The sequence below is a fragment of the Membranihabitans marinus genome, from assembly GCF_019802045.1.
Classification (GTDB): Bacteria; Bacteroidota; Bacteroidia; order Chitinophagales; family Saprospiraceae; genus Membranihabitans; species Membranihabitans marinus_A.
Window position 1 is genome coordinate 159,629 of sequence record NZ_JAHVHU010000008.1, and the last position, 15,839, is coordinate 175,467.

The 15,839-nt window shown below is 42.6% G+C and carries 12 protein-coding genes; 11 read left to right on the top strand and 1 reads right to left on the bottom strand.

The window, feature by feature from the left end; genetic code table 11:
* Positions 1 to 99 precede the first annotated feature (99 nt).
* From KUV50_RS09465 to KUV50_RS09480, 4 genes are all read left to right on the top strand, one after another.
* Positions 100 to 1,323 (top strand): exonuclease SbcCD subunit D, encoded by a 1,224-nt coding sequence (locus KUV50_RS09465; RefSeq protein WP_222579895.1) that lies wholly within the window; start codon positions 100 to 102, stop codon positions 1,321 to 1,323.
* A complete protein-coding gene (locus KUV50_RS09470) occupies positions 1,320 to 4,388 on the top strand; it encodes an AAA family ATPase (RefSeq protein ID WP_222579896.1) in 3,069 nt (1,022 codons plus the stop codon). Before KUV50_RS09465 ends, KUV50_RS09470 begins: the two co-directional genes overlap by 4 nt.
* 212 nt (positions 4,389 to 4,600) lie before the next feature.
* On the top strand, positions 4,601 to 5,818 hold the full coding sequence (locus tag KUV50_RS09475; protein WP_222579897.1) for a phospholipase D family protein: 1,218 nt from the start codon (positions 4,601 to 4,603) through the stop codon (positions 5,816 to 5,818).
* A 175-nt stretch (positions 5,819 to 5,993) separates the two neighbouring features.
* Positions 5,994 to 7,661 carry an alanine/glycine:cation symporter family protein gene (locus KUV50_RS09480; RefSeq protein ID WP_222579898.1) on the top strand — a complete coding sequence of 556 codons (1,668 nt, stop codon included), beginning with the start codon at positions 5,994 to 5,996 and terminating at the stop codon, positions 7,659 to 7,661.
* Between the two features lie 264 nt (positions 7,662 to 7,925).
* Here KUV50_RS09480 and hemW read toward each other — a convergent pair whose 3' ends face one another.
* Positions 7,926 to 9,053: a radical SAM family heme chaperone HemW gene (gene hemW, locus KUV50_RS09485; protein ID WP_222579899.1), complete on the bottom strand. Its 1,128-nt coding sequence runs from the start codon at positions 9,051 to 9,053 to the stop codon at positions 7,926 to 7,928.
* A 45-nt stretch (positions 9,054 to 9,098) separates the two neighbouring features.
* Here hemW and KUV50_RS09490 point away from each other — a divergent pair, with 45 nt between their 5' ends.
* From KUV50_RS09490 to KUV50_RS09520, 7 genes are all read left to right on the top strand, one after another.
* Positions 9,099 to 10,835, top strand: coding sequence for a BamA/TamA family outer membrane protein (locus tag KUV50_RS09490; protein ID WP_222579900.1), 1,737 nt, complete (start codon positions 9,099 to 9,101; stop codon positions 10,833 to 10,835).
* Between the two features lie 52 nt (positions 10,836 to 10,887).
* Entirely contained in the window at positions 10,888 to 11,589 is a 702-nt protein-coding gene (gene radC / locus KUV50_RS09495) for a RadC family protein (RefSeq protein ID WP_222579901.1), read from the top strand.
* A gap of 165 nt (positions 11,590 to 11,754) precedes the next feature.
* Positions 11,755 to 11,817, top strand: coding sequence for a four helix bundle protein (locus KUV50_RS19730; protein WP_222580003.1), 63 nt, complete (start codon positions 11,755 to 11,757; stop codon positions 11,815 to 11,817).
* Entirely contained in the window at positions 11,801 to 11,989 is a 189-nt protein-coding gene (locus tag KUV50_RS09505) for a four helix bundle protein (RefSeq protein WP_222579902.1), read from the top strand. Before KUV50_RS19730 ends, KUV50_RS09505 begins: the two co-directional genes overlap by 17 nt.
* Before the next feature lie 150 nt (positions 11,990 to 12,139).
* Positions 12,140 to 13,855, top strand: a complete 1,716-nt coding sequence (locus KUV50_RS09510; RefSeq protein ID WP_261395076.1) for an ABC transporter ATP-binding protein — start codon at positions 12,140 to 12,142, stop codon at positions 13,853 to 13,855.
* Between the two features lie 97 nt (positions 13,856 to 13,952).
* Positions 13,953 to 14,390, top strand: a complete 438-nt coding sequence (locus KUV50_RS09515; RefSeq protein WP_222579904.1) for a hypothetical protein — start codon at positions 13,953 to 13,955, stop codon at positions 14,388 to 14,390.
* Between the two features lie 72 nt (positions 14,391 to 14,462).
* The gene (locus KUV50_RS09520; RefSeq protein ID WP_222579905.1) at positions 14,463 to 15,590 is read left to right on the top strand and encodes a glycosyltransferase; all 1,128 of its coding nucleotides are present in this window, start codon (positions 14,463 to 14,465) and stop codon (positions 15,588 to 15,590) included.
* Positions 15,591 to 15,839 lie beyond the last annotated feature (249 nt).

Here is a 15,839-nt window from a genome sequence, read left to right on the forward strand (position 1 = left end):
GGTAAATAAATAGGGTAACCTCACATAATTAACGGATTTTATTGCTGGTTTTTCAGAACTAAAACTATTGTCCTATTTTTGAGTCAAATAGATCTCTTCATGATACGAATATTGCATACCGCGGATTGGCATTTGGGAAAAAAACTGGGTCCGTATTCCCGATTAAAAGAACAAAAAGAGGTGCTTCATGAGCTGGTGAACCTGGCCGACCAGGAACAGGTTGATGCGGTATTGATCGCGGGAGATCTTTATGATCAGTTTAACCCCTCTACGGAAGCTATGGAATTGTTTTATTCCACATTGAAGCAATTGACTCGCCAGGGACAGCGACCTGTGATCGTTATTGCAGGAAATCATGATTCACCGGACCGGATTGAAGTGTCGGATCCATTGGCCAGATCATGTGGCATTGTTCTGATTGGTCATCCACAGACAGAAGTACCTGTCTTTCAGGTGGAAGACCAATGGAAGATATCGAGAACCATCCCCGGTTTTTTGGAGATTGAGTTTTTAGATGACCGGCCACCGCTTCGGATTATACATACCCCGTTTGCCAACGAATATCGCATGAAAACCTATCTGGGCTCTGAGAATATGGACGACCAACTTCGGGCGGTGTTGCAGGATCATTGGCAATCTATAGCTGATACCTATTGCGATGATCATGGAGTCAATATTTTGATGACCCACTTGTATGTATCTGAACGGACTAAACCACTTCCTGAAGAACCTGACGGTGAGAAACCCATTGTCATAGGGAATGCTCAGGTCATCTATTCTGATAATCTTCCACAAGGGATTCAATATGCGGCTTTAGGCCACCTGCACCGGTATCAGCACATCAGAGGCCAGGCGTATCCAATTGTCTACAGCAGCAGCTTGTTGTGTTACAGTTTTTCAGAGGCTGGTCAGACCAAATACGCAGTAGTGATCGATGCGGATCCGGCAAAAGAGATTCGCCTGAACAAGATAGGACTTACAGCAGGGAAGTCACTGGCTAGAAAACGATTTTATACTGTAGATGATGCCGTCGACTGGTTGAATCAACATCCCGACACATTAGTAGAACTCACGCTGGTCTCTGATCAATATCTGAAGTCCTCAGATAAAAAAAGACTGTATGAAGCGCACGATGGCATTGTAACGATCATTCCGGAGGTGACTTTTGATCATCGAGAAGAAGCGGAAAACACCCATCAAATTCGTCTGGACCGATCCATGAACGAATTGTTTCAGGATTATTTTATTTTCCGCCATGGTCAAACACCTTCCGGTGAGTTGATGGAATTATTCCAGGAAATACAATCAGAACAGAACCTATGATACCCATACGATTAACGATGCAGGGCATATACTCATATCAGGGAACGCCGCAGACTATAGAATTTGGACCGCTACTTGACGCTGGTCTTTTTGGAATATTCGGAGCCGTCGGGTCAGGCAAATCGTCCATCCTGGAAGCCATCAGCATGGCTTTGTATGGAGAGATCGAACGTCTCAACAAGCGGGATGACCGCAATTATAACATGATGAACTTGAGATCAGACCGCCTATATATTGGTTTTGAGTTTCGAAATTATGCCGGACAAATATTTCGGTTTGAGTGTGAAGGGCGTCGAAATAGCAAACAGTATAATGAGGTGAATACCTATCGTCGGATGGCTTCAGAATGGGTGGATGGCGAATGGCTATCTTTGGGCCATTGCAATGGTGAACAGGTCACAGGTTTGTCCTATGAGAATTTTAAACGAACGGTGATAATACCTCAGGGTAAATTTCAGGATTTTCTGGAACTGACACCCGGAGGACGCTCACAGATGCTTCAGGATTTATTCGCACTGGATAAATATGACCTGGCTGGAGCAACAACGAGATTAACTTCCCAGAACAAAGAACTCGTCCATCGCCTGGAAGGTCAACTGACCGGATATGAAGAGGTGACACCGGAAGCAATCAAAGGGGCCCGGGAACAACTCCAGTTGCTTCAGTCGCAGGTGGAAAAGAGTGTTCGAGAATACGAGGATTTACATACGAAACTAGCTGATTCTATTGAGCTTAAGCAACTGGATGACCAGTTGAAATCTCGTCAGACTGCTCTGAAAGAAATGACAGAAAAGGAACCGGATGTACGCGCCGCCGAAACTGAATTAAAGCACTTTCAGGAAGCCCGGCGGGATTTTCTAGCCAGGATATCTCAGATCAATCAAAGAAAGGATACTGTGTCACAACTGCAGAAGACTTTAGATGGTCTCGCCTCAAAAGAAATGAAGCTCCATGCTTCGAAAGAGCAGATTAATCAAAACTACGAAAAACTAAACAAGGCTATTGAAGGTCATGAAGTGCTACGGGAAGATGCTGAATCTGCTGGCATCGCGGGTAAACTTCGTACCAGTATGACTTCTCTTGATCAAAAAGATCAACGAATCAAGAATGGGATGAAGTCAGTAATTGATCTGCAGGATAAAATAGAAAATAAAGCGATTACGGTCGATAAACTGGAAGGGACAGTGGCGGAGTTAAAGTCCAATCTTCCAGACCGAGAACTATTACTCGAGCTCCGAAGTGCATTTGATCGAAAGGAGGAGTTATTAAGTCAGATTGAAAAATTAAAAGAAAAAACACAGCGGTCGCGACAAACTTTCCTGGATCATAAAAAAGCTTTTTTTGAAGAATTTGACCTGACGGAGTATGTGAATGATAATTCAAAAGTTACATCTGAATTGAAATCACGAATTTCACAATGCATGATGAAGAAACAAAACCATCGTGATAATTTGCATCAAATGCAGGTCCAGGCTGAAATGGCGCGCTTTGTAGAGCAATTGACCGCTGGAGAATCATGTCCGTTGTGTGGATCCAAAGATCACCCGGCACCAGCGCACTTTGAAGCTGCCGAACAGCAAATTGAAAAGGCCCAGTCTCAAATTGAAGGACTGGAGTCCCAACAGAATAAGCATCAAAAAGCATTATTGGAATGGAAAAGTATAAACAATGCCGAAAAAGATTGGATGCATCAAGAAGTGAACGAACGGAAGGAGGTGGAAAATCTGGAGAAGTCCCTTCGGGAAATCGAAATGAAAATAAAAAAACATGCCGAGAGGTATCCAGATTTTGATCTCGTTGAAAGGGATTTGGTTCGGTCAGCCAGAATGAAAAAGACTTTGGAAAAATCTGAACTTGAGATAAAAAGAGTCCGGCAAGAAATTCGTGAAGAAACCACCAAGCTTGATAAGTACCGGCAAAAAGTCGATCAATTTAAAAGTGAATGCGATCAGATGCGGGGCGAGATCAATTCATTGAAATCCAGTCTGGTCAATTCTGTGTTGCACCAACTGGATCAGCATTCTGCGGAAGAATGGCATGCTCTTTCCCAAAAAATGATGAGCAAAATAAAACAGGAAAAGGAAGAATTTCGCAAGGTGGCTGATGAGCGGGAAAAGATTATGAAAGAATACATCCAGCTGGAAACTTCCCTGAAAGAAACCAAAGAGTATCTTAATAAGGATAAGAAGCAACTTCGACAATCAGAAGAAGAATTGGAGCAAATCCTGTCTTTGTCAAATTTTCAAACTTTGGCTGAAGTTCGTCAGGTACTGGACAAAAATATTGATGTTGAAATGGTGCAAAAAAGAATTCAGGACCATGATCGGGATATGCATATGGTTACTGAGAGCTTGCGCGATTTGCACGCCAAAATTGGTGATCTGACATTTGACGGTGAAGCACACGATAAATTGATCCAACAACATGAAAAATCGGAAAAAGAGCTGCAAAAGCTCAGAGAGGAATTGAATTACCAGCGCAAAATGCTCAAAGAGTTTCAAAAACGATTGGATGAAAAGAAGAAATTGACCGAAGAACTATCCAGATTGCACAGACGTGCCGAAAACCTGAAGGTCCTGGAAGGGCTATTCAGAGGAAAAAAATTTGTTGATTACATCAGCACGGTTTATCTGCGAGAGATTTGCGAAATTGCCAATCGCCGGTTTAAGGCGTTGACCAATAATCATTATTCGTTGGTACTCGGCGAAGATAATCAATTCCTTGTACGTGATTTTCTTCACGACGGGCAAATTCGTAGTGTGAAAACCCTATCCGGTGGACAGACCTTCCAGGTTTCGCTCTGTCTGGCATTGGCACTTGCGGAGAGTCTGCAGAATCAAAACCAATCTCATCAGAATTTTTTCTTTCTTGATGAAGGGTTTGGAACGTTAGACGGGGATGCTTTGCGTTTGGTGATGGAATCTCTAAAAGCGCTGAGAAAAGAAGGTCGGGTCGTTGGTGTGATCTCGCACGTTGAATCGCTTCAAGATGAGATAGCGATGAATCTTTACATACGAAATGATGCTGAAAAGGGAAGTCACATACACAAAAGTTGGGAGGAGTAGAATGAGGAGTTTTAGGTGGTCGGTTAGAAGCTTTAAGGGTAGGGAATTGGTTATTTACAATGAAGACTCAGCCAGTGATAGGGTGTATTTTGTTCAATGGTTAATAATGAAATCGCCTTTCCCTGAGTGTTGTTTCAAAATTCTGAAATCAATAATTATAAAAAAAATTTGGTACCTTACCAACGCTGGATTTCCTCAAATAATCGCCATACATGAAATTAATTACCAATACCGATCAAACACACAAAGACCTGTTTAGAAAGTTGCTTAAAAAAGCATATTCGATTGATATCGTGACGGCCTACTCCGATGAGGCATCGATTGATTTTATCATAAAGCGGATTTCCAAAAATAAGAACAAACCAAAAGTGCGATTCATAACTGGAGGTAATTTTGCGATCACCGACCCGGTAGCTTTGACAAAGCTCCAGCAAGAACTACCTGGTAAACATTTTGTCGCTTTGCCTGAAAATCAAGTGATTTTCCAATCCAATGTATATTTGTTCAAAACTAAAAACAACTACCACCTGGTGATCGGGAGTGCTCCATGCACGGAAGAAGCCTTGGAGACCGACATGGAAGCATCGGTGAATCAGAAAAAATCGAAGAAGAAGAAACTGTGGAATCAGGCAAAGCATTACATCGAAGATCTTATAGGATCATCAGTAGTACACCCTTTGACCACACGCTTTATCGCCCGATATGAAACGTATTATGAAGAAATCAGCAACAATCAAGAAAACGCAGCGTCTTCCTGGGGTGAATCTCAGTTGTTTATCAATAATGATGAGCATCTGATAGCACGTTCTAAAGCATGGTTGAAATTGGCGCAAAATGCCGAACATGCTATTGAAACAATTGATAGTTACCGATTGGCCCGAAAAGTTCAAAATCGGATTGCGTCCCAAAAGTTGATGACAGAAGAAGAAGCTTCCACCCACCTGAATCGGCTCATCGGATCAAAAGGTGAACCGGGTTTGTGGAACGCAAATGGGTTCCAGGGTTCAAAATCAGCAATTACACAGCAATTTGAGGTTTTTCGGGATTTGGTGCGTTTTGTAAAAGAAAACCGCAAGGAAGCTCCAGGGTATGTTTTTGAAAACGGTCAGGAATACGCCCGGAAAATTAAAGGAGTCGGAATGAATATGATTTCTGAAATTTTGATCACGTATGAACCAAAGCGTTTTCCGAAGTTGAATAATGCGTTGATACAAAAGCTGATATCTTCGGGATCTTTGACTCTGAAAAAATCAATTGCTAAGTACGATGGCCAGGACTACCAGAAATACACAGAAATTATATGGAATTATGCAGAGCTGCTTGATATGAAAAATATGATTCGGGTAGATTTGTTTTTTCAGGATGTCATTGATGAACTGGACCAGCCGATCGAAAATCCGGATCCTGATCTGAAAGCAGAAAAAGGATAATAATTTAGTGTTGATGGTGAATGGTTCGTTATTGATCGGGTGTGATTAATAAATGAGGATGGATAGTGGCGCATCACTGCTGGTATTTTGAAAGAAAAACCGGGCAAATTTGGGGGACGGACAATATTTTTACATCTTGGGCGATCCTTTGAAAAAATCAATTGAAATTCATAATATGCTCTTTAGAAAAGTATTAGCGCTCCTATTTCTAACTTTTCCTGCTTTCCTTTTCGCTCAGGAATCTGGCAAATCCATCGACCAACGTATTGAAGAAGGGTTTAAGCCAATCTCTGATTTTATTTACTGGTTGGTATTTTACCCCATATCATTTGGGGGATATGAAATGCCTTTCGTGGTATTAATATTAATCCTTGGTGGAATATTTTTCTCTATTTACTTCAAGTTCGCCAATATCCGATTAGCTAAGGTTGCCGTGAATGCGACGCGGGGAAAATATGATGAAATTGACCTGTATGGGGTGTATGAAGCAGAAGGTGACTCTACACCTGGTGGAGACATCATAGAAACGGTTCGCAAGGAAGAAGTGCATGGGGAGGTGACGCATTTTCAGGCGCTTACAGCAGCTTTATCTGCCACCGTTGGATTGGGGAATATCGCCGGTGTCTCTATTGCCATCGCATTGGGGGGACCCGGAGCTACGATATGGATGATATTGGTCGGCTTGCTCGGAATGTCAACTAAAATTGGTGAAGCTACGCTGGGAGTCAAATATCGTGAGATCGATGAAGAGGGTAAAACTTATGGCGGTCCGATGTATTATCTCAGAAAGGGACTTGCTAATAAGAATATGCCGATCTTAGGTAAAATCCTGGCTGCAATGTTTGCGATCTGTGTAATTGGAGGATCATTGGGTAGTGGAAATATGTTCCAATCCAACCAGGCCGCTTCACAGTTTCAATTGCTTTTTGATCTGGAGTCCGGATTTTGGTTTGGTATTGTTATCGCCATCTTGGTCGGATTGGTGATTATTGGCGGAATCAAGCGAATTGGAATGGTTACGGAACGTGTAGTCCCATTTATGGCAATTATGTTTGTGGGGTCCGCATTACTCATTTTGGCAATCAACTATGATTTAATTCCGACCGCTTTTGGATTGATCTGGGATGGCGCATTCAATGCCCGTTCTGCTATGGGTGGATTTATAGGAGTCATGATCGTCGGATTTCAACGGGGCGCCTTCTCGAACGAAGCCGGTGTGGGTTCATCGGCGATAGCACACTCCGCAGTTCGTACCCGGTATCCCGCTAGTGAAGGTCTGGTAGCGTCGATTGGCCCCTTTGTAGATACAGTGGTAATCTGTACCATGACGGCCCTGGTGATCGTTATCACGAATCTGAAGAATAACTTATTTGATTATGCCAATCTGGATGAAAGTGGGAATGTAATTCTCAATGCCACCGGTGAGTCACTTGGTGGAGTCGATCTGACCTCGATAGCTTTTGAATCAACAATTCCACATTTCTCCATTGTGTTGACTATTGCAGTGATTCTTTTTGCTTTTTCTACCATGCTGTCCTGGTCATACTATGGAATTCAGGGTTGGAAATATCTGTTCGGAAAAGGACGAGTGGCAGATTTGACTTATAAAGCACTGTTTTTGTTTTTCATTATTATCGGTGCCTCTTCGAGCATGGAATCTGTGGTTTTCTTTGCTGATGCGATGTTATTCGCCATGGTTTTCCCCAATATGATCGGCTTGGTTATACTGGCGCCACAGGTAAAAACAGAAATAGCCCGTTATTTGAGAGCGATTCGCATTATTGTCATCGAAGAACAAGTACCCGAGGAGGGGGAAGAAAAGAAAGTGATTGATGATGGGTAAAGTATTTTGAAAAATTTGATAAGGTTGTTGTGTTGAGTTGTTGAGGTGAATTGGTAAGCTGGATCAGATTAACTGTTCATTTTATTTGTGTTTTTGTTGGCGGTTTTATCATAATCCTATAAGAAAAGCAGATCCGCGCGATATAGAGATCATTCGAAAAAAATAACGGAAAAACACTGAGAGAACTTCATTCGAAGAAAGTACTTGTAGTATTTCCTTGAATAATATAATATTGTTGTGATCGTGCGAGTCCAAGCCTTGCCATTATAAATAAAAGAATTCCGACATAATCTGATCCGCAATAGCCAATCCGCTGGTGGTCAGGCGGTAGGCAGAATCCTTCCTTTCCACGTTTCCTTTTTTCATTTCCTGATCCAATAATTTATAAAACTCCTTCTGGATGGGCATGCTGAAGGTTTCAATCAGGGTTGACTCGATGCCCCACACCGTCCGCAGGCCGGTCATGATGTACTCATTGTACCGGTCCTTTTCACTCAGTTCTTCGTTTTCCCAATATACATTGCCAGCCGATACTTCCTTAATGTACTTCTGATTATTCGCCACGTTCCATCTTCGCCGATAACCGTCATAGGAATGAGCTGATGGGCCGATGCCGATGTAAGGGACATTTTTCCAATAGTTGGTATTGTGGAGTGCCAAATGATCTGGTCTTGCATAGTTGGAAATTTCATAATGGAGAAAACCACGACTGGAGAAAAAGTCCCTGGCCATGTAGAACTGGTCAATGGTGGCTTCATCATCCGGGACGGTGATTTTTCCGTGTTCCAGTTGGTGTTTAAAAACCGTTTTATCTTCGATCGTCAGATTGTAGCACGAAACATGATGGATGGGATACTCTGTGATGATCTTCAGGTTATCTCGCCATTTTATGGTATCTGAATCTGGTAAACCAAAGATCAGGTCTGCAGAAACCTCATCAAAACCCGCTTTGAATATATTTTCCAATGCGCTTCGTGCTTCTGATGAGTTATGAGACCGATTCATTAAGAGGAGGTCATCCTCATGAAAAGATTGGATGCCGATGCTGATCCGGTTGACCGGGGTGTGTGTTTTCAGGTCTCTCAGATAATCCTCCGTTAGATCATCTGGGTTGCATTCGATCGTGATCTCCTCCAGGTTTTTGTCCAGGTTAATTGATTGTACTTTGGTAAACAACTGGACCAATTCTTCCGGTGACCAAAGCGATGGGGTTCCGCCCCCCAGATAAATAGTCTCTATCGGCTGCATCGCTATTTCTTCCTGTCGAAGGTCTAGTTCTTTGAGAAGGGCCTGCTGGATATCATTTTTTCCCTGCAGCTGTGTGGAAAAATGAAAGTTGCAGTAGCTGCACTTTTGTTTACAAAATGGAATATGGATATAAATTCCTGCCAAAGGGGTAGATGTTGTTTGTAGATTTATCGTTATTTACAGAGCACAATGGATTCAAAACTGGTAAATATCATTCTGTTTCTGACCATAATGGGGGCAAAGATATCATATTGTCAGCAGGATTCCATGTTTCTTTCAGACATGAATAATTGTCCGGAAGAGATCACCGGACTGGATACCCTTCTTACGAAGCAGGTATTACTGGACCGGCTTTTTGAAAAAGGTTACCCTTACGCGTCGATTGATTCCAGTTCGGGAGCTGGCGAGATCACACCAGTATATAGTCTGGATTGTGGCCCACACATCAATTTTGTATCTATTCGTTGGACAGATGAAAAGGTGCAGGAGTTGTTGGACAAATATACACGGCAGAAAGTTGTTCCATGGAATGAGGTTGTGGAACAGCGGAATAAGGTATTAACAACCCTGGCTAACCAAGGGTATCCTTATACTCGGCTGATGACTGATCCTATTGCCATAATTCATGATACCTTGCAACTGGAGTACGAGCTGGATACTATACGTCGGATATATATCCAGGAGATCATTATTAAAGGTGGGTTTTCCATGAATCAATCCCTTTTTGAGACGATGATTGGGATGAAAGCAGGGGATTATTTTAGCATTGACCGGATTGAACGAACCCGGCAAGTTATCAGACAATGGGATTTTGCAGATCTTAAGAATTTGGAATACGACTTCAATCCTTATGCGGTCAATCTAAATTACCATATTGAGCCCAGCCAGCCATCACGATTTGACTTACTAATTGGTCTGGTGCCAAGCAACCGGGTGGACAAAAAATATGAAATCACGGGCAATGCCTACCTCGATATTCGGAACCAGCTCCGGATGGCTGAACGGATCTACTTTAGATTTGACAAATATGCGAACACCAGCCAATCTATTGACTTGAGGTTTGACTTTCCTTATCTTCCGTTTATTCGATCAGGGGTCCTGGCAGAAGGTCTGATTGACCGCCGGGATTCCACGGTGCTTGATGTCTATGGCAAACTAGGCGTTCAGTACCGATGGAGCCCTACTATGAAATACGCTGTTTTCTTACAGCGGGATCAGTCTCGGTTAATCTCTGTAAATCCACGGAGATTGTTGACAAGCGGCCAGTTGCCCGAAGAATTGGATTATAATTATTCCGCAGCAGGGATTAATATCAGCCACCAAGCCCTGGACCATATGATCAATCCACGAAAGGGACGGGTGTTTTCTGTAGCGATTACGGCAGGCCTGAAGAGATTGGTTCGCAATGGACAGATTCTAGCCTTAGAACTACCCACTAACGAGACTTCCTTTTCAGCCCAATACGATAGTGTGTCACAATCTACATTGAAAACCCGGCTGGATGTACAATGGGATGGGTATGTGCCGGTCGGTCAATATAGTTCACTTCGGGTTGGAGTCCAGGCTGGCTGGATCTGGAGTTCCGCGCCATTGTTCAAAAACGAGCAGCTGCGGCTGGGTGGTTTTCAGGATTTCAGAGGTTTTCCTGACAAATCATTCCGGGCGGATGCTTATTCCACTTTGACGACTGAGTATCGTTTTTTATTTGGGGAAGAAAGCAATGCCTATGTGTTTACTGATTTTGGATTTTTACACGAGCCGGATGCGCCGTATAACTGGAATTTTCCCTACAGCTTTGGGATTGGTCTCAATCTGGGCACCAAAGCGGGTATCTTCGGGATTTCCTATGCGGTGGGAGCTCAGCGGAATCAGTCTTTGTCCTTGGAACAAAGTAGAGTCAATTTTGGGTTAATGGTGAATTATTAAAATAAAAATTGTATTTTGTAAGACACTGGATCTGTGTGAAAACATAGTGTGTATGTCCATTAAAAAGCCATATTCTTCCAATATCAAGAGCTGGAAAGTTTCTGATCGACCTCGTGAAAAGCTGATGGCAAAAAGCAGTGCTGACCTCACCGATTCCGAGCTGTTAGCTATTCTTATTGGACATGGTAATCGGGAAGAAAACGCCGTTCAGCTCTGTCAACGCATCCTGAAGTCTGTAAATCACGATCTGGTGATGCTCAGCCGATTGACCATGAATGATCTGATGAAGTTTAAGGGCATCGGTGAAGCCAAGGCGGTATCTATCGCAGCTGCATTGGAACTTGGTCGTCGTCGCCAAAAGTCTGAATTGGGCGATCATTACCGGATCAGAGACAGCAAGGATGTATATTTATATTTAAAATCGCATCTCGAGGATCTGAACCATGAAGAGTTTTGGGTGCTATTGCTTGACCGGAGCAATAAAGTGATCGGTCAGGAACAGATCAGCAGGGGCGGTGTCGCAGGAACATTAGTTGATGCAAAGTTGGTGTTTAAGCCGGCGCTCGAACGATTTGCCAGCCATGTGATCCTCAGTCACAATCATCCTTCGGGAAATCTAAGTCCCTCCCAACAAGATATTAACCTGACAAAAAAACTCAAACAAGCCGGAGAACATCTTGATGTGAAGGTTTTGGATCACATCATTATTACCGCGCATGGATTTTATAGTTTTTCGGATGAAGGACGCCTTTAATGAGGTTAAGGATGAGGTTGATGGAATTTAAAATATGATTTTATGTCAAATTTTCAATCATTTCGAGATATGGCGGTGTGGAAGTTGTCTATGTCACTTTCATAATAATTAGCGAAACTTACAAAGCACTTACCAAGGTATAAGGTTTACGCTTAGAACGCTCAGATCAGGCGATGTACGAATAGTGTTTCAAGTAATATTGCTGAAGGTTATGGAAGACGAACTTGAGCTGATAAAGAACTTATATGACATGGCAAGAGGCTCCACTTTTGAAGCTCAAGATCATCTTATAGATGAAACTGCGTTAGGCTGTTTTCAAGAAAAAGAATGTGAGAAATTTGTCAACCATTACGATGAATTAATTCATCAACTCAATAAATTATTAAAATCGATATCTTAACCTCTACCTCTACCTTAACCTTCTGATTAACTAAACTCTCAACAATAAAAAACATTCTTTCTTCAAAAACGGTTATGTAATATTATCTTTGCAGATTAGTAGATGGCGACACAAAAAATAAAAGGAAATAAGTTCGATTGGTCGATTCTCATGAGGATACTCTCCCTCGGAGGGAACTATAAGACCTTATTTGTCACTTCGGCGGTATTGGCGGTAGTACTCGCTCCAGTCAGTATTGTTCGGCCGTTGTTGATCAATAAAGCCGTTGATGATTATATCCTCCAGTTTGATTTTCAAGGATTACTGACCATTACCTTGGTTATGATCGCGGTGTTATTGGCTGAAGTTGTCCTCCGATACTTTTTTATTTATTTGTCCAATCTCTTGGGACAGAATGTCATTCGGGATTTACGAACCCGTGTATTTCGACATGTACTTTCACTGAATCCAACCTACTTTGACCGGACGCCGGTCGGAACCTCTACCACCCGGACGATCAATGATATTGAATCCATCAATCAGGTGTTCACTCAAGGTGTACTGATCATGATTGCTGATGTACTTCGGATTGTGGCCGTGTTGATTACGATGATGGTGGTCAGCGTTCGACTGACGGTTATCGTACTTATTACGATGCCACTGATCCTTTTTGCGACGTATATATTTAAAGAAAAAGTCAAGTTTGCTTATCAAAAAGTCCGGGCGCAGATTGCGAATATGAATGCTTTTCTCCAGGAGCGATTGAGTGGGATGTATATTGTTCAGATCTTTAATGCTGAGGAGAAAGAAAAGCAGAAATTTAGAACCATAAACCGGAATTACACACAGGCCAATCTGGATTCGATCCTGTATTATGCTATATTTTTTCCGGTCGTAGAGATCATATCAGCCTTGGCTTTGGCCTTGCTGGTATGGTGGGGAGCCCGGGGCATCATTGGAGGAGATGTGACTTTTGGTAGTCTGGTAATCTTTCCTATTTTTCTCAATATGCTTTTTCGCCCGATGCGTATGCTAGCGGATAAGTTCAATACGCTGCAGATGGGAATTGTCGCCGGTGAACGAATTTTCAATTTACTGGATCGTCGGGATCAGATCGAAGATATTGGTGATATTGAGATCGAAAAATTGGAAGGTGAAATTGAATTTCGTAATGTGGACTTCAGCTACGATGGGGAGAATGATGTACTGAAAGACATTAATTTTCGGGTTGATCCGGGAGACGCATTGGCGGTCGTAGGAAGTACGGGATCGGGGAAAACCACTTTAATAAATATCCTGACGCGATTTTATGAAATCCGCCACGGTGAGATTCTGATTGATGAAGTCAATACAAAACAATATAAACTGGATTCACTTCGCCGAAGGATTGGAATCGTACTCCAGGACGTGTTCCTGTTTACCGGAACTATTCTCGACAATATCCGGATGATGGATGAAACCATTGATAAAGACCGGGTGATCTATTTTTCAAAAATGATTGGAGCCCACGATATTATCATGGACTTGCCTGGCGATTATGATTTTGTGGTTTCGGAACGCGGATCGAATCTTTCCTCCGGGCAGCGGCAATTGATTTCTTTTGCCCGGCTGTTGATTTTTGATCCGGATATTCTAATTCTTGATGAGGCGACATCCAATATTGACCTGGAGACCGAAAACCTGATCCAATATGCCATTGAACAATTGATTGCTGAACGGACCTCCATTATTATTGCCCACCGTCTGAGCACGATCAAACATGCCGATAAAATAATCGTACTCGACCATGGACGTATTATCGAACAGGGGACCATGGATGAGTTGCTGGAAAAAGAAGGGGGGCATTTTAGAAGGCTGTATGAGTTGCAATTTGAGGAAATCGAATAAGGCCTTCGCAGTTTAAAATGGATTTTTTCAAATTCTGTGTTATTTTCAAACATTTTGGATATATATCCAGTTTAAATCATGTACAACATCTGGCAGAATGATCATATTCAACAATAATAATATAAGAAGACCTAGTCTACTGCAGATCCTTATCGGGTTTTTTGTCCTGTTTGCTTTTCTGTACGTCGGGTTTTATATCACCAAGTGGATACTTTATGCATTGGGGTTTCTGGCTCCTGCACTTTTGGTGGCAGCAGCAGTGCTTAATTTTGCGACCATAAAAAATTTTGTAAAATACTTGTGGGGATTGATTCGAGTAAAACCAATCTGGGGATTGATGCTGACGTTTTTAGCCGTCATCGGATTTCCGGTGACCTGTACGCTTCTTTTTGTACGAGCCTGGTCACAATGGCGAAAGCGCCGAAATTATGTCGATGAAGTTACCTCCGATGGGAGTGAATACATTGACTATGAAGTAGTCGATGAGGAGCAAACTCACAAACGACGTATTGACTTGCTGGAACGACGAAACTAAAATCATGACAAAGCAAGCCACATTGTATCATTGCTCTGAGTTTCTATCTCATCGCAGCAGGCGGAAGGCATCATGATGGTCCCGGTGTTTTATTTTATCCTCCTTTTTTTATTTTTTGGAGTCCAGATTTATTTGTGGTGGTCGTCGGGTGAATTAAAAGATTATTCACCGGAAGTCAATACCAGCAATAATGAACAGGGTGCAGGGGATGTTCCCACTGTCACTGTTTTGGTCCCTGCTCAGAACGAAGAACAAAGTATAGGACGTTGCCTGGATTCTTTAAAACGTCAGAATTACATATCCACTCATCTACAGATTATCATGATCAATGATCATTCGACTGATCAAACCGCAACCATTGCCCGATCCTATTCTGGCGTTCAAGTCATCGATCAGAAGGAAGGCTTTTTGGGTAAAAAAGCAGCGATAGAATATGGGGTAAAAGTCGCGACGGGGCAAGTCGTATTGACGATGGATGCAGATTGTGAAGCGGGGGAGGACTGGGTAAATTCCATGATCCGGGCTGTCGGTGAAGATCATCATGTACTGGCCACCGGACCGGTGTGGATGGTACCGGATAAATCCGGTTTTTTACAGAAATACCAGGAAATGGAGCAGGCCGCCTTAAATGTGTTGACCTGCGGCGGAATAAATTCCGGAGTGGTCCTTTCTGCGAGTGGCGCCAATATGGCCTACTTCCGATCTCTATTCTATGAGCTGGATCCGTATGCGGATAATCAGAATGTGCCTTCCGGCGATGATGTTTTTTTTGCTCACCAGGTGTATCTCAGTGGGGGAGAAGTCCGGTTTGTTCTGGAGCAGGCAGCCATGGTATATACCAGTCCTGTTGTTTCATATACAGCATTTATCCGGCAGCGCATGCGTTGGGCTGGTAAATCGTCCGGCTATTCGCATTGGCCGACGAAGCTTTATTTGGTTGGTTTCGGAATCGTGAATTTATCGTTTGTTTTTTTATTGATCGCCGGGGTATGGAAGCCCATTTTCTATTCCTACCTATTCTATGGTTTGTTGATCAAATTCATTGTGGATTATCTGATCATCTACACGGGTATGCGCTGGGGTAATCGTCCGGTGTGCTGGCAGGATGTATTGAAAGCAAGCTTGTTTCAGGTAGGCTATGTGGTGTATGTTACCATTTTGCTGGTACAAGGAAAAAAGGGAGGATGGAAAAATGATTGATGGTAGATTGTTGATGGTAGATTGTTGATTGAATGGTTGCTATTTGTTCGATAATAAATTTAGTTCTTCCTCCTCCAATTCTACTAATTCAATGTAGTAAACAATCAGTGTGTTGAATAAGATCCTGTTGTAAGGTAGCCGGATCTTCCAGCTCCGTGTGGGTTTTTTGCGTTCCGGGATGCAAGAACTCCAGCTTATGGATGAAAACGTTTTCCAAGGAGCAGAACTTGTGCCGCTGAAAAGCGGTAA

Excerpts from the sequence above, each read along its gene's own strand:
- KUV50_RS09480 (WP_222579898.1), top strand. The coding sequence starts at position 5,994 with ATGCTCTTTAGAAAAGTATTAGCGCTCCTATTTCTAACTTTTCCTGCT.
- KUV50_RS09520 (WP_222579905.1), top strand. The coding sequence starts at position 14,463 with ATGATGGTCCCGGTGTTTTATTTTATCCTCCTTTTTTTATTTTTTGGA.
- KUV50_RS09465 (WP_222579895.1), top strand. The coding sequence starts at position 100 with ATGATACGAATATTGCATACCGCGGATTGGCATTTGGGAAAAAAACTG.
- KUV50_RS09470 (WP_222579896.1), top strand. The coding sequence starts at position 1,320 with ATGATACCCATACGATTAACGATGCAGGGCATATACTCATATCAGGGA.
- KUV50_RS09475 (WP_222579897.1), top strand. The coding sequence starts at position 4,601 with ATGAAATTAATTACCAATACCGATCAAACACACAAAGACCTGTTTAGA.
- radC (WP_222579901.1), top strand. The coding sequence starts at position 10,888 with ATGTCCATTAAAAAGCCATATTCTTCCAATATCAAGAGCTGGAAAGTT.
- KUV50_RS09490 (WP_222579900.1), top strand. The coding sequence starts at position 9,099 with ATGGATTCAAAACTGGTAAATATCATTCTGTTTCTGACCATAATGGGG.
- KUV50_RS09510 (WP_261395076.1), top strand. The coding sequence starts at position 12,140 with ATGAGGATACTCTCCCTCGGAGGGAACTATAAGACCTTATTTGTCACT.
- KUV50_RS09515 (WP_222579904.1), top strand. The coding sequence starts at position 13,953 with ATGATCATATTCAACAATAATAATATAAGAAGACCTAGTCTACTGCAG.
- KUV50_RS09505 (WP_222579902.1), top strand. The coding sequence starts at position 11,801 with ATGGAAGACGAACTTGAGCTGATAAAGAACTTATATGACATGGCAAGA.